Origin of the sequence: Arthrobacter hankyongi (genome assembly GCF_022012395.1) — a bacterium.
In the GTDB taxonomy this organism is placed as follows: domain Bacteria; phylum Actinomycetota; class Actinomycetes; order Actinomycetales; family Micrococcaceae; genus Crystallibacter; species Crystallibacter hankyongi.
On the sequence record NZ_JAKLTQ010000025.1, the window covers coordinates 21,969 to 40,605 of the forward strand.

At 70.1% G+C, this 18,637-nt stretch carries 16 protein-coding genes; 4 read left to right on the forward strand and 12 right to left on the reverse strand.

Translation table 11 applies throughout. The features are described 5' to 3' along the window. Positions 1-92: 92 nt before the first annotated feature. From LVY72_RS21355 to LVY72_RS21395, 9 genes are all read right to left on the reverse strand, one after another. Positions 93-1,856, reverse strand: coding sequence for an FAD-dependent oxidoreductase (locus LVY72_RS21355; protein WP_237826324.1), 1,764 nt, complete (start codon positions 1,854-1,856; stop codon positions 93-95). A gap of 46 nt (positions 1,857-1,902) precedes the next feature. Next, positions 1,903-2,745 (reverse strand): aldo/keto reductase, encoded by an 843-nt coding sequence (locus LVY72_RS21360; RefSeq protein WP_237826328.1) that lies wholly within the window; start codon positions 2,743-2,745, stop codon positions 1,903-1,905. 31 nt (positions 2,746-2,776) lie between these two features. Then, positions 2,777-3,610: a sugar phosphate isomerase/epimerase family protein gene (locus LVY72_RS21365; RefSeq protein WP_237826329.1), complete on the reverse strand. Its 834-nt coding sequence runs from the start codon at positions 3,608-3,610 to the stop codon at positions 2,777-2,779. Further along, on the reverse strand, positions 3,607-5,700 hold the full coding sequence (locus LVY72_RS21370; protein WP_237826331.1) for an oxidoreductase: 2,094 nt from the start codon (positions 5,698-5,700) through the stop codon (positions 3,607-3,609). Before LVY72_RS21370 ends, LVY72_RS21365 begins: the two co-directional genes overlap by 4 nt. A 12-nt stretch (positions 5,701-5,712) precedes the next feature. Then, complete coding sequence (locus tag LVY72_RS21375) at positions 5,713-6,870, reverse strand: Gfo/Idh/MocA family protein (protein ID WP_237826332.1); 1,158 nt, start codon at positions 6,868-6,870, stop codon at positions 5,713-5,715. A gap of 47 nt (positions 6,871-6,917) precedes the next feature. Further along, positions 6,918-7,682 carry an SDR family NAD(P)-dependent oxidoreductase gene (locus LVY72_RS21380; RefSeq protein WP_237826333.1) on the reverse strand — a complete coding sequence of 255 codons (765 nt, stop codon included), beginning with the start codon at positions 7,680-7,682 and terminating at the stop codon, positions 6,918-6,920. Between the two features lie 38 nt (positions 7,683-7,720). Continuing rightward, a complete protein-coding gene (locus tag LVY72_RS21385) occupies positions 7,721-8,587 on the reverse strand; it encodes a shikimate dehydrogenase (protein WP_237826334.1) in 867 nt (288 codons plus the stop codon). Further along, complete coding sequence (locus LVY72_RS21390) at positions 8,587-9,945, reverse strand: MFS transporter (protein ID WP_237826335.1); 1,359 nt, start codon at positions 9,943-9,945, stop codon at positions 8,587-8,589. The genes LVY72_RS21385 and LVY72_RS21390 overlap by 1 nt, the downstream gene beginning before the upstream one ends. Positions 9,946-10,115: 170 nt before the next feature. Further along, the gene (locus tag LVY72_RS21395; RefSeq protein WP_237826338.1) at positions 10,116-11,021 is read right to left on the reverse strand and encodes a LysR family transcriptional regulator; all 906 of its coding nucleotides are present in this window, start codon (positions 11,019-11,021) and stop codon (positions 10,116-10,118) included. Positions 11,022-11,240: 219 nt separating this feature from the next. Here LVY72_RS21395 and LVY72_RS21400 point away from each other — a divergent pair, with 219 nt between their 5' ends. Beyond that, complete coding sequence (locus LVY72_RS21400) at positions 11,241-12,200, forward strand: intradiol ring-cleavage dioxygenase (protein ID WP_237826339.1); 960 nt, start codon at positions 11,241-11,243, stop codon at positions 12,198-12,200. 36 nt (positions 12,201-12,236) lie between these two features. On the opposite strand, the gene LVY72_RS21405 is transcribed toward LVY72_RS21400, so the two are convergent. Beyond that, positions 12,237-13,550: an alpha/beta hydrolase gene (locus LVY72_RS21405; protein ID WP_237826341.1), complete on the reverse strand. Its 1,314-nt coding sequence runs from the start codon at positions 13,548-13,550 to the stop codon at positions 12,237-12,239. 115 nt (positions 13,551-13,665) lie between these two features. Here LVY72_RS21405 and LVY72_RS21410 point away from each other — a divergent pair, with 115 nt between their 5' ends. The 3 genes from LVY72_RS21410 (at position 13,666) to LVY72_RS21420 (ending at position 16,349) form a co-directional block, all read left to right on the forward strand. Next, on the forward strand, positions 13,666-14,223 hold the full coding sequence (locus tag LVY72_RS21410; RefSeq protein ID WP_237826343.1) for a helix-turn-helix domain-containing protein: 558 nt from the start codon (positions 13,666-13,668) through the stop codon (positions 14,221-14,223). A gap of 80 nt (positions 14,224-14,303) precedes the next feature. After that, entirely contained in the window at positions 14,304-15,437 is a 1,134-nt protein-coding gene (locus LVY72_RS24790) for a site-specific integrase (RefSeq protein ID WP_237826345.1), read from the forward strand. Positions 15,438-15,449: 12 nt separating this feature from the next. Beyond that, on the forward strand, positions 15,450-16,349 hold the full coding sequence (locus LVY72_RS21420) for a hypothetical protein (protein ID WP_237826347.1): 900 nt from the start codon (positions 15,450-15,452) through the stop codon (positions 16,347-16,349). Positions 16,350-16,475: 126 nt separating this feature from the next. On the opposite strand, the gene LVY72_RS21425 is transcribed toward LVY72_RS21420, so the two are convergent. Continuing rightward, on the reverse strand, positions 16,476-17,867 hold the full coding sequence (locus tag LVY72_RS21425) for a YibE/F family protein (RefSeq protein ID WP_237826353.1): 1,392 nt from the start codon (positions 17,865-17,867) through the stop codon (positions 16,476-16,478). Positions 17,868-17,974: 107 nt separating this feature from the next. Then, positions 17,975-18,607, reverse strand: coding sequence for a hypothetical protein (locus tag LVY72_RS21430; RefSeq protein ID WP_237826355.1), 633 nt, complete (start codon positions 18,605-18,607; stop codon positions 17,975-17,977). Positions 18,608-18,637 lie beyond the last annotated feature (30 nt).

The window sequence follows — 18,637 nt, forward strand, 5'->3', positions numbered from 1 at the left end:
CCCCGGCAGTTGATGATCAGGGACGGGGAACCGCTGCAGATGTGCGGGTCTTATCGTTTCATGAATTCGGTTCGTGGGAGGTGCCGCCGGTGCTAGGCCCGGGCGGCCGGGGCGGGGACGCTGCCGTCGTCCTCGTAGGCCGCGGCTCCGGCCAGATCGCGGGCCGCGACGTAGCCGAAGGTCAGGGCGGGCCCGAGGTTGATGCCCCCGGCCGGGTAATGTCCGCCCATCACGCTGGCCTGGTCGTTGCCCGCCGCGTACAGCCCGCGGATCGGCCGGCCGGCGCCGTCGAGCACCCGGGCACGGGCATCGACGTCGATCCCGGCAAAGGTCCCGAAGCTTCCGGGCACCACCTTCACGGCATAGAAGGGGCCTTTTTTGATCGGGGCGAGCGAGGGGTTGGGTGTGGTCTTCGGGTCGCCGCCGTAGCGGTTGAACTCGGTCTCCCCGCGTTCGAAGTCCGGGTCCCCGCCGCGCCGTGCGTTCTCGTTGAAGCGCTCGACGGTGTCCCTGAGCCCCTGCGGGTCGATGCCGCAGTTCCGGGCCAGTTCCTCGATGGTGCGGCCCTTCTTCAGATAGCCGGAACGCAGATACGGGAACAGCGGAACGGGCAGCGGCTTGGCCATGCCCAGCGGGTACTTGCGCACGAACCGGGCATCGGCGATCTGCCAGGACTCGGCAGGTTCCCCCTCGGGCGTGGCTTCGATGAGGGCGGCGACATAGTCGTAGTAGCCGTTGGCCTCGTTGACGAACCGCTTGCCGTCGCGGCGCACGCCGATGCTTCCGGGCTTGGCGCGGTCCATGATGTGCGGGAAGATGCCCTGGCGGCCGCTGGCGTAGGGCACGAGCGAAACCGGGCACCAGGCGGCAGGGGAGGCCAGACCGGTCTTGAAGTGCGCTCCGACCTCCTGCGCCATGGCGAGGCCGTCCCCGGTGGTCTCCTCCGGTGCCAGCGTCCAGTGTTCGCGGCCGGTGGGGGTCTTGGGGAAGAGCTGCCGGCGGCGCTCGACGTCGTGCGGGAACCCGCCCGTCGCGAGCACCACGCCGCGGGCGGCGCGGATCGTGTACCGGCCCCCGGGGCCCTCCACCTCGGCGCCGGCCACGGTGCCGGCGGCGTCCGTGAGCAGCCGCCGGGCCGGGGTCGAGACGCGGATGTCGACGCCGAGGTCGTCGGCGGACTTGAGCAGCCGGCCGGTCAGCGCAGTGCCGTTGACCAGCTGCATGTTGCGGCGGTGGACCAGCAGGTCGAACACGTGCGGGACGAAGCGCCTGGCGGCGTGGAGCAGGCCGGTGACGCTGCCCTGGGACGCGGAGAGGAACTTCGTCAGGTCCGGCCCGGCCATGATCCCCATGCCGAGGAAGGAGGTCTCGTACAGTTGGTGGCGCATTTTGGCCCGCAGCCCGGGCCTGATGTTGCGCGCGTTGTACGGGGCGGGGCCGACCGAGCGGTGCCCGGTGCCGGCGCCCGGCGTCTTGCCGTAGATGTCCCTGATCCTGGCGCCGGGAGTGAACTGCAGGCTGGTCTTCCCCTGGAAGAAGCCGACCATGTGCGGCACGGCTTCGAGGAACGCCTCGACGCGGTCGGCGTCGTAGTTCTCCCCCAGCCGGTGGCGCAGGTAGGTGCGGAACTGCTCGCGGTCCTCGTCCACGCCGTCGGCCTTGGCCAGCGGGTTGCCGGGCGTCCACGCCCAGCCGCCGGACCATGACGTCGCCCCGCCGCAGACCGGGGCCTTTTCCACGACGGCAACTTTCAGCCCGTGGTAGGCAGCGGTGACGGCGGCGGAGAGTCCGCCGGCCCCGGAACCGATGACGAGGACGTCGACGTCGAGGGGCGGCTGGGTGGCGGGGGTATTCATACTGGGGCTCCGTTTGGTTGTTCGGTGGGATGTGCGGCCGTGTGGCCTAGTGGCCGTAGTCGTCGGCGTCCAGGCGCGGGCCTGTGCCCGTGTCCAGGGCGTCGATCGCGGCGCGTTCGCCGCCGGTGAGGGCGAAGTCGAAGACATCGAGGTTCTCGAGCTGGCGGGCGTCGCTGGCCGACTTCGGCACGGCAATGCGGCCGGAGTCCAGATGCCATCGCAGCACGACCTGCGCCGGTGTCTTGCCGTACGCAGCGGCCGGGCCCGTGACTGCGGGGTGGTCGAGGAACGCACCGGCACGTCCAAGGGGGCTGTAGGCCGCGGTGGCGATGCCGAGCGCCGCATGGTGGTCCAGTTGGCCCCGCTGCAGGTGGTGGGGGTCCACCTGGACCTGGTTGACTGCCGGCTTCAGCCCCTCGGCCGCGACGCGGTCCAGGTGCGCGGGCTTGAAGTTGGAAACGCCCCAGGTGCGCAGCAGGCCCTCATCGACGAGATCCTGCAGGCCGGCACAGGTCTCGACGTAGCGGTCCAGCTTCGGGTTGGGCCAGTGGATCAGGAACAGGTCCAGATATTCGAGCCCCAGCCGCTCCAGCGCCTGGCCGTAGGCTGTCCGCACAGCGGTACGGGAGTGGCCGGCCACGCTGAGCTTGCTGGTAATCCAGAGCTCGGAGCGGTCGATTCCCGAGCGGCGGATGCCTTCCCCCACTGCGTCTTCGTTGCCGTACTTCTCCGCGGTGTCCACGTGGCGGTAGCCGTTGGTGAGGCCGCGGGCGACGGCGTCGGCCGCGGCCTCACCGGCCAGCGGCCAAGTGCCCAGGCCGATCATCGGAATCCCGGCGCCGGGCGCCAGCTCGAACCGGGCCTGCTCGGCGGTGCTGTTGTTCGTCATCTCTCTCCTTGGGGTGTCGCTGCCTGTAATGTCACCGCTGAACGGCGGCGCGGAGGCCGGCGGCCTCGTCGAGTACGCGCTCTGCGGCGGCCTTCAGCTGCATGGCCCAGCCGAGTGCGCCGGTCCGGGCCACGGTGCTGTCCGAGGGGGCCTCGACGCTGACCGGCATGTCGGCCGGCAACGCCGCCACGATCTCCGCCAGGCGGAAGCCGCCGGCGCCGGGCACCCCGCGCTCGGAGCGGGACTCGGTAACCAGCCCGTCGCGGTTGGCCGGCCGCCGCTCCGGTCCGTCGCACAGCTGGAGCATCGGGACCAGGTCCGCGTTCCGTGACAGCTCCTCGAGCGTTCCGCCGAAGCGCCGGAAGTGCAGGGTGTCGAGGACGATCCGGCAGCCGGCGTGCCGGGCGAGTCCCGCCGCCGCCGGGAGGGAGTTGACCGCCTGGTAGGAAATGGGCTCGAGGGTCGGGACAATCCCGTACCCCTTGCCGTCAGCGGTCATCTGGGCCAGGGTGTCCGCCAGCCGCGGCCGGTCCGTGTCGCTGGCCGCCACGGTCAGCGATGTGGCGCCGAGGGCCTGGCCCGCCTCCATCATGGGCAGCCAGGCCTCGCGCTGGTTGCTGCCGTCCAGCAGCAGGAACTCGATGTCGCGGACCCGCACGCCGGTATCGTCCATCCGGGCGAGTGTCTCGGCCAGCATCGGGGAACCGGGCTGCAGGTTGTAGGGCCGCTCCGCGGCGGTCACCGGACGGACCCGGGCCCCGATGAAGTCGAAACCGGCCGCTGCGGCCAGGGAGACCAGCTCCGGCGGCGAACACTGCAGCAGGGAAAGCTGGGCCAGGCCGAGGCAGCGCTTCGCGGCGCTCATCGGGCCGCTCCCAGGACCGCTAGGTCCGCGGCGGCAACTTCGCCGAGTGCCGGGGTGGCGCCGGCATCGGGATCCGCACCCGCCAGGTAGGCTGTCGCACGCTGCCCGGCGTCGAAGCCGCTCTTGATGGCGTTGGAGGTGATGGCCGGTTTCTGGTCCACCAGGGTGCCGGCCAGGGTGGCCGGCACGCCGGCACCCTTGCTGAGCGCGGAATCGCGTCCCTCGGGGCTGATCAGCGGGCTGAGCGGGACGACCGAACGCGAGACCAGCAGTTCGCCGGGGGCGTCCAGCCATTCCTCGCCGCCCGGGCCAATGACGCGGACCTGTCCTCCGGCGAACTCGACGATGCGGGAGTCCAGCACGATCCGCACCTTCGGGTTGGCCTGCAGCCGGGGAACGGCAAGGATCTTCGCGCGGCGCCCCGCCTCGGGTGCGAGCACCTCCTGAGGACCGATGAGCAGCACCGAGGTGCCCCGGTCCGCGAGGGTGTCGGCCACACTCATGGCCACCGAATCCGCACCCCAGATGGTCACGGCCGCCGGTGCGGCCTCGGTGCCGTCGAGGACGCCCGGGTGCGCCGCCAGCCAGGCGCGCACATCCGAGACCAGCCCGCTGCCGGCGCCGGCGAAGGTCTGTGCAGGGCGGAGGCCCCCGGTAGCCAGGACAATGGCGTCCGCCCGGTGTTCGGCGGCCAGCCGGTCCAGCCGCGTGGTGTCCACCCCGGTGCCCAGGCGGACCTCGATGCCCAGGCGCTCGTTCTCCTCGGCCGCCCACGCCGTGAAGCGGTGGAAATCCGGTGTGGACTTCATCCGCTCGGCCTGGGCGAAGTCGCCGCCCAGCCGGGCGCCGGCGTCGAGCACGGTGACCTGGGCGCCGGCCTGGGCGAGTTCGCGGGCCGCGGTCAGGCCCGCGGGGCCGGCGCCGACGACGACGGCGCGGGATCCGGGCCGTACGGCAGGTGTGGGCACGGGAACCCGGGAACGGCCGACGGCCGGGTTGACGGTGCAGGTGACCTGGCCGATGCCGAGGTTGTCGATGCACACGTTGCAGGCGATGCAGGGGCGGTAACGCTCCCCGTGCAGAACGCCGCGGGCGAAGTCCGGGTCGGCGTGGAGGGCACGGCCGAGCGACACGAAGTCGCACATCCCGTCCCGCAGCACGGCATCGATGATTTCCGGGGAGTTCAGCCGGCCGGCCATGCCCAGCGGCAGGCCGTACTTGCGGTAGGCGCGGGCGTAGGCCCCCAGCAGCCCCGGTGCCCACTCGCCGGACTGGACGATCCATTCGCCGGCCTCGTAGCTGCCGGCCGAAAGATCGACGAAGTCCAAGGCGTCGGTGTTGACCTTGTCCATGACGGCGAGCTGGCCCGCGGCGTCGAGGCCGTCCTCGACGCCTTCGAGGACCGAAATGCGGATGCCGACCACGGCCTGCGGAACGCGGCTGCGGATTTCGTCGATGACCAGGTTCACGAATGCTTCGCCGGCACCGAATTCGTCACTGCGCCAGTTGGTGCGCGGGGACATGAACTGGTGGATGAGGTAGCCGTGGCCGCCGTGGATGTTGATCACGTCGAATCCGGCCGCAACGGCGCGGCGTGCCGCCTCCCCGTAGGCAGCGGCCAGCTCGCGGACCTCAGCGGTGGCCAGTTCGCGCGGCAGTTCGCCGCCGGCGACGTCGCAGGCCAACGGCGAGGGGGCCACGTTCTTGAACCCGGATACCTCGGTTTGCGCGGTGCGGCCGCCGTGGTTGATCTCGACGGCGGCGAGGGCGCCTTCGGCATGGACGGCGTCCGTGAAGGCCTTCATGCTGGGCACGGTGGCGTCCGTGTGCAGGCCCAGCTGGTGCGTCCGGCCCTTGCCGTCGGCGCGCACGTAGGTGGCCTCGGTGGTGACCAGCCCGAGTCCCGCACGGGCGCGGGTGACCAGGTAGTCGAGGTACTGCTCGGTCATCCGGCCGTCGGTGGTGCCGTAGTTGCGCTCCATCGGCGAGGAGGCCAGGCGGTTGCGCAGGACCACCGGGGTGCGTCCGTTGCGGCCGAGTTCAAGCGGGCGCCGGGCGTGGGCCGACCCGCCGGCTGGGGTGCTGTTCACGAGGTTCTCCTTCTAACTGCGGGGATGGTTGGCGGCCGGTGCCGCGGCCCGGGCGACGACGTTCCCGGGCGCCTCCGGCACTCCTGGCGGGAAGGGCGCGAAGCGGACCGGGACCCCGGTGCGTGCGGACTCGTAGACGGCCAGCAGGATCCGGAGGGCATTGTTGGCATCACGGCCGGTGACGGCCGGGTCCGTGCCGCGGGCCAGCGCTTGGACGAAATCACGGATCTGGCTGGTGTGGTGCGGGATGAGCCGGGCATTGATGGAGGACAGGTCGACGTTGGCCTCGGTGTCCTCGGGGTGTGCGGGCGTGGCCCGCACGGTCTCCCCGGTGGCCATGATGGTGACGCGCCCGTCCGTGCCTTCCGGGAACTCGCTGAGCTCCGCGGTGGCGCCGGTGGTTCCGGTGATGCGGATCTGGACGCCCAGGGACGGGGTGGCGGCGGTGGAGGCCGAAAGGGTGGCGATGCCGCCGGAGGCGAACTTGAGGACGGCCGAGGCTGAGTCTTCCACCTCAATATGCCCGCCGTGCTTGAAGGTGTTGATGGTGCCGTAGACCTCGGCGATGTCGCCCATGTACCACTGCAGCAGGTCGATGTAGTGGATGGCCTGGGTCATCAGTACGCCGCCGCCGTCGGTGTCCCAGGTGCCCCGCCAGGCGTCCTTGGCGTAATAGTCCGGGTCACGGTGCAGCAGGACGGAGGCGTGGCCGATCACGGGGGTGCCCAGAGTGCCGTCGTCGATCGTGGCGCGGACACGCTGCGCGGCCGGCCAGAAGCGGCGCTGGAACAAAACGCCGAGCTTGACGCCGGCGGCGTCGCAGGCGGCCACCATGCGCTCGGCGGACGCGAGGTCGATCGCGATCGGCTTCTCGCACAGCACGTGCACGCCCGCGCCGGCGGCTTCGAGGACCACGGCCTCGTGGGTCGGGTGCGGCGTGCAGACCGAGATGATGTCCAGCTCGAGGTCCAGCAGCGCGGAGACGGAGCCGACGGCGTTCCCGACCCCCCAGGCGGCGGCGGTGGCCCGGGCGCGCCCCGGGTCGACGTCGCAGACGCCGACGACCTGCACGGCGTCCAGGGCCGCGAAGGCCTCGAGGTGGTTGCGGCTGATCATGCCGCAGCCGACGACGCCGACGCGCAGCGTGCGCCGGGGGATCTGCTGGTTCACGGAAGTGCCTTTCGACGGGAAGGAGTGTGCGGGTGGGCGGCCGGCGCCTAGTAGGTGGCGCGTCCGCCCGAAAGATCGAAAACGAATCCGGTGGTGTAGGAGGCGTCCGGGGAGATGATGAATTCGATCAGGGATGCTGCTTCGGCGGGTGTACCGAAGCGCCCCATCGGGATCTTCGCTGCCTGTGCTGTTTGCTGGTCTGCCGGGACCTGCCCGAAGAGTGGTGTCAGGATATTGCCGGGGGCGAGGGCATTGACTGTGACCCCGGAGAGGGCAAATTCCTTGGCGAGTGATTTGACCAGACCGAGGATGCCGGCCTTGCTGGCCGAGTAGGCCGGCATGTTGGTGACGCCTTCTTTGCCCGCCGTGGACGAAATGTGCAGCAGCCGCCCGTAGCCTGCCTGCGCCATCCCCGGCAGGACCGCCTGGGAGACGATGAAGGCGCCCGTGAGGTTGATCCTCATGATCCGTTCGAATTCATCTACCGGGGTCGCGAGTGCCGAGGCGACCGGCCCGAGAATGCCGGCACAGTTCACCACGGCGTCGAGCCGGCCCAATGTCTGCACGGCGGAGGCAACGGCGGTAGCCACGGACCCGGGGTCCGTCACGTCCAGGGGAAGCGACGGGCCGGAGTGTCCTTCAGGCCAGTCCGCCGACGGAAGATCCGCTCCGATCACGGCGGCGCCGGACCGTCTGAGGCGTTCTGCCGTGGCCCGGCCGATGCCGCTTGCTGCTCCGATCACCAGGCAGCGTGACTCCGCGATGGAGCCCGGTGCCCGGGCAGCGGTGTTTGGTGCTGTTGCTGAAATCATGGGTCTCTCCGTCACGTGGTGCGGCCGGCGGTGCGCCGTCAGAGGACGGGCAGGCGGACCGCGTCTTGGAAGGTGGCCAGCATGCGGTCCGCGTCGGGGCGAATGCCGGTGAAGAGCTCGAAGGCCGCCGCGGCCTGCCCGACGGCCATTCGTCCGCCGTCGAGCACCTTGCAGCCCTGGCCGCGCGCGGCCTTGATCAGCTGCGTTTCGAGCGGCCGGTAGACCACGTCGGCGACCCACAGCCCGGAGTGGATGAGGGCGGGATCGACGGGAACACCTGGATGGCCGGTCATGCCGATCGGCGTTGAATTGACCAGTCCGTCCGCCTCCCGAATGCTCGCGGCAACAGAGTCTGTTCGGGTAACGGACACCTCGCTGCCCGGGAAGTGCGGGGCAAGCCGCGCGGCGAGGCTCTCGGCCCTGGCCGGGTCGATGTCCGCAATCACCAGATGCCCGGCTCCGGCACTCAGGAGCCCGAACGCTACCGCTGCGCCCGCGCCTCCCGCCCCGATCTGGACGATCGAGTCGGTTGCGGCGTACGGGAGCCCGGCCCGGAAGCCGTGCATGAAGCCGAGGTGGTCCGTGTTGTGCCCGGTTGCCTGCCCGTCATCGAAGGTGATGGTGTTCACCGCGCCCAGGATGGCTGCGTCGGGGGAGAGATCGTCCAGACCGGCCTGCACCAGCTGTTTGCTCGGGTGCGTGACGTTGAGTCCGTCGTAACCGAGTTCCGCGGCGTTGCGCACCAGCGCGGCGGAATGTTCGGCCTGCCGGCCCAGGAGGTCGAGGTCGATGATGCGGTAGATGTAGGACAGACCCAGCCGGTCCGCTTCCGTTTCGTGCAGGCGGGGTGTCAGCGAGCCGGTGATTCCGGCACCGAGCAATCCGACGACATATCGATGGGGCATCACACGGCCGCCTTGTCGGCCGCGGGCGACGGCGTCTGGAGCCGCTTGCCGGATTTCTTCAGTCCCAGCAGGGCGGTGGGCGTCCTGAACGTCTCCGGTCCCGTGAGCGTTGCGATCGCCGAGACGAGGCAGGCGAGGGCGCCGAACGTTGCGACGGGAACCCAGTTGGCCTTGTCGCCGCCGATCAGAAGTTCGGAGATCGCAGGCGCGAACCCGGCGAGCAGCAGGCCGAACATGAGGCTGATGGCCATACCCGAGTAGCGGACCTTGACCGGAAACTGTTCCGGAAAATATGCCGGGTAGATGGAGTTCGCTCCGGTGTAGGCAATCCCGATGAGCAGGATTCCGGTGAGGAAGATCAGCGGAATGTCCGCGGCGGACAGGGCGGAGAAGAACACAAAGATCATCACCGACTGCAGCACGAGCCCGGTGAGGAAGACGGGCTTGCGGCCGATCCGGTCCGAAAGCATGCCGCACAGCGGCCCCATGGCAACCGCGGTGAGGTTGGCCGCCGCGATGACGGTGAGCATCAGGCTCTTGTCGACGCCGGCAACCGTTGTGGCGTACGAGAGGGCGAAGACATTGACGAGCGTATTGAGAATGGTGAACAGCGACATCGCGGTAATGCGGAGGACCGTCACCCAGTGGTGCCGGAACAGGGCGACGAGCGGTACCTTGACCACGTCCTCGTTTTCCCGGGCTTCCTCAAAGACCGGGGGTTCTTCAAGGAGGCGCCTCAGCACGAACGCGATGACGGTAACGATCGCGCTGGCAAGGAACGGGATGCGCCAGCCCCACGCCAGGAGCTGCTCCTCCGGCAGCGACGCCACGGGAATGAAGACGAGGGTGGAGAGCACGATGCCGAACATGATGCCGCTCATCGTCCAGCTCGTGTAGAAGGCGCGCTTCCGGTCGGGGGCATGCTCAAGGGTGAGCGAGCTGGAACCGGGGGACTCCCCGCCGGCGGACAGTCCCTGCAGCAGCCTGAGGGCCACGATCAGGAGGGGCGCCGCCATGCCGATCTGGCTGTACGTCGGAAGGCAGCCGATGAGGAACGTTGACACGCCCATCAGCAGCAGGGTCAGGAGCAGAACGCGCTTGCGGCCGAACTTGTCGCCCAGATGCCCGCAGATCACGGCCCCGAGCGGACGGGCGACGTAGGCGACACCGACGGTCGCGAACGACAGCAGCATCGATGACGGGCCCGGCGCGAAGAACAGCTTCCCGAAGATCAGCGCCGCAGCCGAGCCGAAAATGAAAAAGTCGTAATACTCCAGGGCGCTGCCCACAAACCCGGAGACTGCCGCAATTTTCGCGTTGTTCCGGGGACGTGCCGGTGCCGACGTCGTCATTGACATGGTGTTCCCTTCGTGTGAGAGGAACCTGGACCACGCCGCGCCTCGTGGCGGCAGTGCTGGCTGGTTCCGCCGCCCGATGCGGCCTACCCACAAGTGTGACGACTGGCACTTTGTAAGTCCACGACTGAAATGGTCTATCACTATGCTGTTTTCAGTCTAAATAAGGAGGGTTAGTCACTCCCGGGCTGTGGAAAGGTTTGGTCGATGACGGCGAGGACGGCAGCGAGGACGGCCGAGTCGTTCTCCGAGGACCAGGCGATCGCGTGGTTCATGTAATGCTGCGGATCATCCAAGGCCACAAAGGTGGCTCCCGAAGGGATGATGCTGGCGATGCCGCTGTTCATCAGGGTGACGCCGACGCCGGCTGCAACGAACGTCAGCACCATGTAGGGGTCCGATAGCTCCTGCACCACCCGCGGCCGGAACCCCGCCGCCATGCAGGAGGCAAGCAGCACCTCCGACATGGCGGAGGAGCCGTCCATCGGCGGGGAAATGAAGTCGTCGTCGGCCAGGCTTTGCACCGGTATGGATGTTTCCCCCGCCAGCGGATGGTCCAGCGGGAGCACTGCCCCGATTTTCTCCCGGGCCACCAGCCTGGCGGTGACCGAGGGAGCGGGCGATTCGGGATAACCGACGAAGGCAAGGTCGAGGGTGCCGTTGGCCACGCTCGCCAGACCGTCTGCCGTGCGTACCCTGCTGGTGAGTTCCAGGTGGATGTCGGGGTAGCTTCGCCGCAGGGCGCGGGTCAGTGGCGGAAGCGTCAGATGATTGACCGCTCCCGAAAAGCCGACCCTGATCGTGCCCCGGATGCCTGCCACCTCCGTCTGGGCGGCCTCGCGGGCCAAGCGCATCTCCTGAAGCACCCGGTACGCCCGCGGCAGGAGGGCGTGGCCGGCGGGCGTCAATGCCACGCTTCGGGTGTTCCGTTCGAAAAGACGCGTGCCCAGATCGGACTCGAGCTTCCGGATCGTCTGGCTGAAGGGGGACTGCGCCATATGCAGGCGAAGTGCCGCGCGGCCAAAGTGCAGTTCCTCGGCAACCGCGACGAACGCTTCAAGCCATCGGATTTCGGTCATGTTCAGCCGCCTTGCTCGAAACCTCCTGTGCGGGCCCTTCAGGACTGCGGGAGGAAGCCCATATTGCCGTAAAGCAACACAATAAGCCGATGATTATGTTTCACTCCAACCCTGCGGGCGCCGGGTTTGCTCTGTCTGGCGCGGAAGGCCGCACAGCCTGTTCATAGTGGCGTTGCCTAGGGTCTGTATCAGGCATCCGCAAACATCACCGGAGGACTTATGGCGCACGACCCGCAGCATGACCAGGTAGGCAGATACGAAGGCCGCCCCTTGGTGCGGCCGGAGGAAGAGGTTGTCGACCAAGGGCTGGGATTCGATATCGACACCCTGCTGAGCCGGCGGCGGATGCTGGCGTTTCTCGGCCTCGGCGCGTCCGCGGTAGGCCTCGCCGCCTGTGGTGCCGGCTCGGGCAGCTCCGCAGGCCCGGTTTTGAGTCCGTCGTCGGCGGCGTCCGCGGCTTCGGGGGAGATTCCCGACGAGACCGCCGGCCCTTATCCCGGTGACGGATCGAACGGGCCGGACGTTCTGGAGCAGAGCGGCATTGTCCGCAGCGACATCCGGTCCAGTTTCGGGGAATCCACCGGCACCGCCGAGGGCGTGCCCATGACGCTCGAGCTGACCGTCTCCGACCTCGCCGGCGGGGGCGTCCCGTATGAAGGGGTGGCAGTCTACGTCTGGCACTGCAACCGCGAGGGCGGCTACTCCATGTACTCGGAGGGAATCACCGACCAGAACTACCTGCGCGGTGTACAGATTGCCGGCACCGAGGGAAAGGTGCGCTTCACCAGCATCTTCCCGGCCTGCTATACCGGCCGGTGGCCGCACATCCACTTCGAGATCTACCCGGACCAGGCCAGCATTGCCGACTCCGCCAGCGCGATCGCCACCTCGCAGGTCGCCCTGCCGCAGGATGTGTGCGACACCGTCTACGCAACCACCGGCTATGAGACGTCAGTCAGCAACCTCGCACAGCTGAGTCTGGACAGCGACAATGTCTTCGGCGATGACGGCGGTGCCAGCCAGCTCGCCACCGTAACCGGCGATGCTGCCAGCGGCTATACGGTCACCCTCGCCGTAGGCGTCGACACCACCACAACCCCAACCGGCGGGCAGCAACCCGGCGGTGCCCCGGGTGGGACCCCGCCAGCCGGTCCGCCTCCCGGCAGCCCGTCCAGTTAAGCTCCCGGCCCCGGCCGCCAGGGGCAGCACCGGCCGTCAACGACGCCGGGAATCACCCCCGCCGCCGGACCGGATCCCGGCGTGTTCGAGGATCCAGGCACCGACGATCCCGAGCACTTCGGCGTCGACGCCCTCGCGGATCTGGCGCTTGTAATCCTTGAGCGAAGGAACCCCGGGGTCGCGGCGCAGCAGGTGCGAGACGTCCGCAACCTCGTGGGTCGTCACCGGGCCGGGCACCGTGGCTGCGATGACGGCCAGGTCCGCAGGGTCCACCTGCAGGTCCTTGGTCCCGGTGACGGCAAGCACCGGCACCTGGATCCGTGCCAGCGACGGTGCGGGGTCGAAGTCCAGGAACTCGCGCTGCCAGCGGGCGTTGATGCGCCGGCCCTGCATGCGCACCACGTCCTCGGTGGTGGACCGGAGCTTCGCTACCGATTTCGCCTGCTGCTTGACCAGATCGGTGCGCAGCAATTTGAGCACGATGCGGGGGAACGCCGGCAGCGCATGGACGATCCTGGCAGTCTGCCAGCGTGCCGTCTCGAATCCGGAATGCGCGGAGGTGGACAACAGTACCGCCCCGTCCAGCCGGTTGTCCGGGTCGGAAGCCAGCACGGCGGCATGGTAGCCGCCTTCGCTGTGGCCGATGACGAACACCGGCAGGCCCTCGCCGGCCTCGGCCACCATCCGGTGCAGGGCGGCCGCGGCGTCCTCGGCGCTCTGTCCGAAGCCGGCGGCCAGGAAGCTGCCGCCGGAGGATCCCGTCCCGCGTTTGTCGTACCGCAGCGACGCGACGCCCCGGGCGGCCAGATCGTGGGCCAGATCGCGGCTGATCCCCAGCGGCATGCGCCGGTGGTCGGCATTGCGGTCCACCGGGCCGGACCCGGGAAGGATCAGGGCCGCGGCCGCGGGGATGCCCCGGGGCATGGTCCACGTGCCGGCAAAATCCACACCGCCGGAGGTAAACCGCACCTCGCGTTCGGTGAAGCCAGGTTCCGGCGGCAGGCCGGCGCCGGCGCGCAGGCCTGCCGCGGTCCCGGCAGGGTCCTCGACGCAGACCACGACGTTGCGGTAGCCGGCGCCGGCCAGGACCAGCCGGATGGCCGGCACGCCCTTGCGGGCGACGGCGAACGTCTTGCCGCCGCGACCCCGCCAGGTGCCGATCCGGGTCCTCCCCGGGAGCGCCAGGCCCGGGGCGCGCAGGCCGCGCACGCCGTCGAACGAGTCCGCCAGCACCTGCACATCCTTCACGGCCGACAGCGGGAAGTGCAGGTCGGAGTGGAGTCCCGCGATCTTCTCGCCGCGTGTCAGCTGCACGCGGACCTCGTTGCCCTGCACTGTTATTGCCGCCATGGTCTGTCCCTCCGGATCGCGAGTGCCGTCTTCTAGTGTCCAGCGCCGGGTCACTGCCCGGCAGTTCGATTATTATCGTTTGTGCGAACAATGTCAATCATGAGAATATAGGCCCATGGCACCTTCCAGCATTGCTGACCTGATCCTGCATCCGGTGCGCCTGCGCATTATCCAGGCGCTGCTGGGCGGACGGCAGCTGACGACGGCGGAGATCGCTGCGGAGCTGCCCGACGTCGCGGCGGCGACGCTGTACCGGCACGTGGGTACGCTGGCCAAGGCAGGTGTCCTGACGGTGGTGCATGAACGCCCGGTGCGCGGCACCACCGAGCGCACATACCGTCTGGACCTGGCCAGGACGACAGTCGACGACGGGGAACTGGCGGGCATGTCGCCCGAGGACCACCGCCGGGCGTTTACGGCTTTCATTGCCGGGCTGCTCCAGACCTTCGACCGGTACGCCGCGCACGGCAACCCGGACCTGGCCCGGGACGGGGCCGGCTACCGCCAGACCGCGCTGTGGCTGACCGACGGCGAACTCGCCGAACTCGCCTCCGGCCTGCGGGACGTCGTCAGGGCGGCGGAGGCCAACGGGCCGGGCCAAGGGCGGCGGCGCCGGATCTTCTCTACCGTACTCATTCCCGCGGACCCGCCGGAGCAGGCCCCGCCGGCCTGAATCCGGCCGCGCCCATGTAAAAAGCGGGCCAAAAGGCGGAAAATGGCTGGAAACCGGTCCCGGAGAACGAGCGGAGCGCCGTGAACGAGATCCATATCCCCGCCCCGGTAATCCCGGGAGCCGGCCCGGCCCCGGAGAGGCCGGGCGTGCTCACCGCCGCGGATGCCGAGCGGGTCCGCCACGCGCTGGACCATGCCATCTCGCCGGCCACCCGCCGGGCCTATGCCTCCGACTGGCGCTCCTTCGCCCGCTGGTGCGAGGCCAAGGGCTACCGGGCGCTGCCGGCCGCCCCCGAGACCGTCATCGCCTACCTGGCCGAGGCCGCCGCCGCGGTCCGTCCCGACGGCCGGCACGCCTATGCCACCGCTACCATCGCCCGCTGGATTGCGGCGATCAACGGCCGGCACGCCGCCGCAGGAACGCCGCCGCCGGGTGCCGACGGGCGGGTCGCCCGGGCGCTGCGGGCCGTCCGGCGCGAGCGCGCCGCGCCGCAGCGGCGGATGGCCCCGCTGCTGACCGATGACATCAAGCTCATCCTGCGTGCCACCGCGGACAGTACCTGGCCGGCCGCCGTCGCCGCGCACCGGGACGCGGCCCTGCTGCTGGCCGGGTTCGCCGGCGCCTTCCGCCGCAGCGAACTGTCTGCCCTGAATGTCTCCGATGTCATCCCCGCCCGGCACGACGGCGTGCACCTGCGGGTGCGCCGGTCCAAGACCGACCAGGAGGGCGAGGGCCAGGTCAAGGCCCTGCCGTACGGGCACGAACCGCTCACCTGCGCGCCCTGCGCGCTGTACCGCTGGCTGGACCTGCTCGACGCCGTCGACGGCCCGGACGGGCGGCCGGGACTCATGCGCGCCCTGCGCGAGGCGGCCCCCGCCGGCCAGCACATCTGCCGCCGCGACCGGCCGCGGCCCGAGCGCGAGCTGCCGCTGTTTAGGTCCCTGGCCGGGGGAGGGGCGGTGAAACCGGCACGGATGTCCGGGCATGCGATCAATGAGATGCTCAAGCGCCGCGTCCAGGCCGTCGGCCTGGATCCTGCGCAGTACGGCGGCCATTCGCTGCGGGCCGGCTTTGTCACCCAGGCGTTCCGCTCCGGGGCTGACTCGCGCTCGATCCGCCGCCAGACCGGGCACAAGGGCGACGCCATCCTGGCGGTCTATGACCGGGAGAACGCGCCGCTGGTGGGCAATGCGGTCACCAGCATCGGCCTGTAGGGCGGTGCCGTGATGTCCGGTGCTGCGTCCCGGCAGTGGAGCCTCTTCCGGGACTGGTGCACAGCCGCCGGGCTTGACCCGCTGCCGACGACGGCGGAGGCCATCGCGCAGTTCCTGCGGGAGGTGCCGGCAGCCCCCGCGACCCAGGCCAAGCGGGTCCAGACGATCCGCCGGATCCACCGGGAGGCCGGGGCGGTGCTCGCCCTGCCCGAACCCGTCGCAGGCCGGCCCTGGCGGGAAGGCGAGGGCTGGCTGGACCTGGCCGGCACCCTCGCCTGCTGCCCGGTGGACGGGTGGACCCAGGGATTGGCGGGCCGCCGCGACGCCTTCCTGGCCGTGCTGGCCGGGGCGTGCGGATTCACCCGGGAGCAGGCCCGCGCCGTCGTGCCCGCCGATATCCGGCCGGACCGGGACACGGGGTGGATGATCCGGGACGTCCCGCTGGAGCGCACGGCGGATCCGGTCGGCTGCCCGGCCTGCGCCGCCGCCCGCTGGCTGGAGGTCCTCGGCCGGCTGGACGGCCGGGGGCGGGCGTCCGCGCAGTCCTGCCTGACCGGCTACCGGCCCGGCGGGCACGACTGCCTGGAGCCGCCGGCTCCGGCGGCCCTGGAGGTGCCGACACTGCTGCCTGCGATCGACAGGTACGGATGGCTGGCGGACTGGGCGCCGCTGACCGCCCGCAGCATCTCTGCGATCCTGGCCTACCGGCAGGATGCCTCGCGGCAGCCCGCCGTCGACCACGGCCCGCCGGAGCGCGAGGGCGAACGGCGCGAGGACTACCAGCGCGCCTCGATGCAGGAACTGGCCGAGATCCTGGACGTGCTCGAGCGCAAGGCCGACGAGGCGTTGCGCGCCTCGGACGCGGTCATTGCGGACACCCATTCGATGCTCGGCCGGATCCGCGGTCGCTGAGGATGTTCCACGGGAAACCTTCCCGGCACGACTCGCCCAACTTTGCCCGGCGCAAGGTGGGCAGAACCGGGATCTGCCCACTGCCGGCGGGGAAAACGAGCAGCTCCGCACGGCGGTGCCTGCGGACTATTCCGCGCTCCGGCGCCTGGCCCGCATGCCGTCTGCCTGGCGGCGCGCGCGGCGGGACTCCGGGACGGTGCCGGGCGGCGCCGTGTCCGGGACGCCGGCATAGACCGGCTGGGCCGTTCCGCCGGGATCCGGGGCACCCGGCTCGGGGCGGGCGCCCTCGGGGCGGTCGTCCCGGGCGGTGGCCTTGACGACGAGGACGGCGACCGCGGTGGTGACGGGGACCGCGAGGACGAGCCCGATGGAGCCGGCGAGCGTGCGGACCACTTCCTCCGCCAGCTGGCCGGTGGTCAGGGCGTCCAGCAGGGGCCGGTCGTACAGCAGGACCAGGATGAGCACCGGCAGCGCCGCTCCAGCGTAGGCGAAGGCAATGGTGTAGACGGTGGAGGCGATGTGGTCCCGGCCGATGCGCATGGCGGAGGCGAAGAGGCTGCGGGCGCTGGTATGGGGGGCCAGTTCGTGCAGTTCCCAGACGGCGGAGGACTGGGTGATGGTCACGTCGTTGAGCACGCCGAGCCCGGAGATGACCAGTCCGCAGGTGATCATGCCCGAGATCGAGAGCTGGTCGGAGGCGTTGATGAGCTGGTAGGTGTTCTCGTCCCCGGCGCCGGTCAGGTAGGCGGAACCGGTACTCCAGGCGGCCAGCAGCGCGGTGATGCCCAGCCCGAAGAGGGTGCCCAGCAGTGCGGTGGAGGTGCGGGCCGAGAACCCGTGGGCGAAGTAGAGCACGCCGAACATAATGGCCACCGAGCCGACCAGGGCGACCGGCAGTGCGGGCCGTCCCTCGAGCAGGGCCGGCAGGACGAACGTCGCCAGGATCGCGTAGGCGCCGACCAGCCCGATGATGGCACGTAGGCCGCGCCACCGGGCGACGGCGATGACGACGACGGCGTACAGCACCGCCAGCAGCGCGACCGGGACGGTGCGGACGAAGTCGACGAAGACGTAGGCCGCGCCGGTACGGGCATCCATCACGCCGGAGAGGTCCAGGTAGCGGATCCGGTCACCGGCCTCGACGCCGTGGGACTTGGCGATTTCGGGGGTGATTTCCACCGGTACGGCGGCGCCGCCGCCGTCGGGCAGCGTGCGGGCGACCAGGCATTGCTGGATCTGGCCGCCGGCCGCCGCGGCGGGTGCGGAAGACGGGCAGTCCTCGGTGCCGGCCTGCTGGACCGTGCCGGTAACAAAGTCGACCCCGGGGGCCGTGGCGTAGGGGTTGGAGATCTGCACGTCCCCGCGGTCCCCGCCGGGCCACATCAGGGCCATGGCCAGGACGGTGAGCACCGCCAGCGGGACCAGCACGGCGGTCAGCAAGACGTTGGCGCGGCGCCGCCCGGCCCGGGCCGGCGCGGACAGCTTCCCGGGCTCCGGATGCGAATGTGCGTGGCCCATCAGCCGTTCGACCTCATGGTCCGAGCCTACGGTCCGGAGCCGGCCCGGCGGCGATTCGGCGCGCTCGCAGGCCTAATTAATGCAAGCGGTTCGCATTACCTCGGCGGCTACAGGTACCCGTCCGGATCCTCGCCGCGTGTTTCGGCGAATTCCGCGGCCAGGGCGGCCATGGTGTCCCCGAACACCATGAAGCCGTTCTCGACTTCGTGGAAGCCAAAACCCCGCCAATACTTCTTCAGGGACTCGGCGCCCTGCCCGGCGGCACCCTCGTCGGCGTCCGGATCCTCCGGCGGGGCGGCGTCCAGGACGGTCAGCCAGGCATGGCGTCCGATGGTTTCGATGATCGCGTTGAGGATCCAGTAGCCGAGCTTCCGGCCGCGGAATTCCGGCGCCACGGTCAGGGAGGAGACGATCAGCAGATCCCCGTCCTCGCGCATCCCGGCCTCGTCGAGCAGTTCCGGGTGGTCCACGCCGAACACCTCGCCGAACCGGGCCAGTTCCGCATCGTAGGATCCCAGCGTGTCGAACAGGTCGATCAGCCCGGCGTCCGGGACCAGGTAGACGACGGCCGAACCGACCTCCCGCAGGTCCTCGCCGTCGTCCTCGCGGTCCGAAACGTCGGCATGCACGGCCACGGTCCAGCGCAGCGGATAGTCTTCCGGCTCGTGTCCGGTATGCGGGATGCCCCGGTAGCTCAGCCGGTAGTCGTACTGCAGGTACTCCGGATCGATGATATTCATGCCCGCACCTCCCCCATGGTCCGGGCCCGG

Excerpts from the sequence above, each read along its gene's own strand:
- LVY72_RS21355 (WP_237826324.1), bottom strand. The coding sequence starts at position 1,856 with ATGAATACCCCCGCCACCCAGCCGCCCCTCGACGTCGACGTCCTCGTC.
- LVY72_RS21360 (WP_237826328.1), bottom strand. The coding sequence starts at position 2,745 with ATGACGAACAACAGCACCGCCGAGCAGGCCCGGTTCGAGCTGGCGCCC.
- LVY72_RS21365 (WP_237826329.1), bottom strand. The coding sequence starts at position 3,610 with ATGAGCGCCGCGAAGCGCTGCCTCGGCCTGGCCCAGCTTTCCCTGCTG.
- LVY72_RS21380 (WP_237826333.1), bottom strand. The coding sequence starts at position 7,682 with ATGATTTCAGCAACAGCACCAAACACCGCTGCCCGGGCACCGGGCTCC.
- LVY72_RS21385 (WP_237826334.1), bottom strand. The coding sequence starts at position 8,587 with ATGCCCCATCGATATGTCGTCGGATTGCTCGGTGCCGGAATCACCGGC.
- LVY72_RS21390 (WP_237826335.1), bottom strand. The coding sequence starts at position 9,945 with ATGTCAATGACGACGTCGGCACCGGCACGTCCCCGGAACAACGCGAAA.
- LVY72_RS21395 (WP_237826338.1), bottom strand. The coding sequence starts at position 11,021 with ATGACCGAAATCCGATGGCTTGAAGCGTTCGTCGCGGTTGCCGAGGAA.
- LVY72_RS21400 (WP_237826339.1), top strand. The coding sequence starts at position 11,241 with ATGGCGCACGACCCGCAGCATGACCAGGTAGGCAGATACGAAGGCCGC.
- LVY72_RS21405 (WP_237826341.1), bottom strand. The coding sequence starts at position 13,550 with ATGGCGGCAATAACAGTGCAGGGCAACGAGGTCCGCGTGCAGCTGACA.
- LVY72_RS21410 (WP_237826343.1), top strand. The coding sequence starts at position 13,666 with ATGGCACCTTCCAGCATTGCTGACCTGATCCTGCATCCGGTGCGCCTG.
- LVY72_RS21420 (WP_237826347.1), top strand. The coding sequence starts at position 15,450 with ATGTCCGGTGCTGCGTCCCGGCAGTGGAGCCTCTTCCGGGACTGGTGC.
- LVY72_RS21425 (WP_237826353.1), bottom strand. The coding sequence starts at position 17,867 with ATGGGCCACGCACATTCGCATCCGGAGCCCGGGAAGCTGTCCGCGCCG.
- LVY72_RS21430 (WP_237826355.1), bottom strand. The coding sequence starts at position 18,607 with ATGAATATCATCGATCCGGAGTACCTGCAGTACGACTACCGGCTGAGC.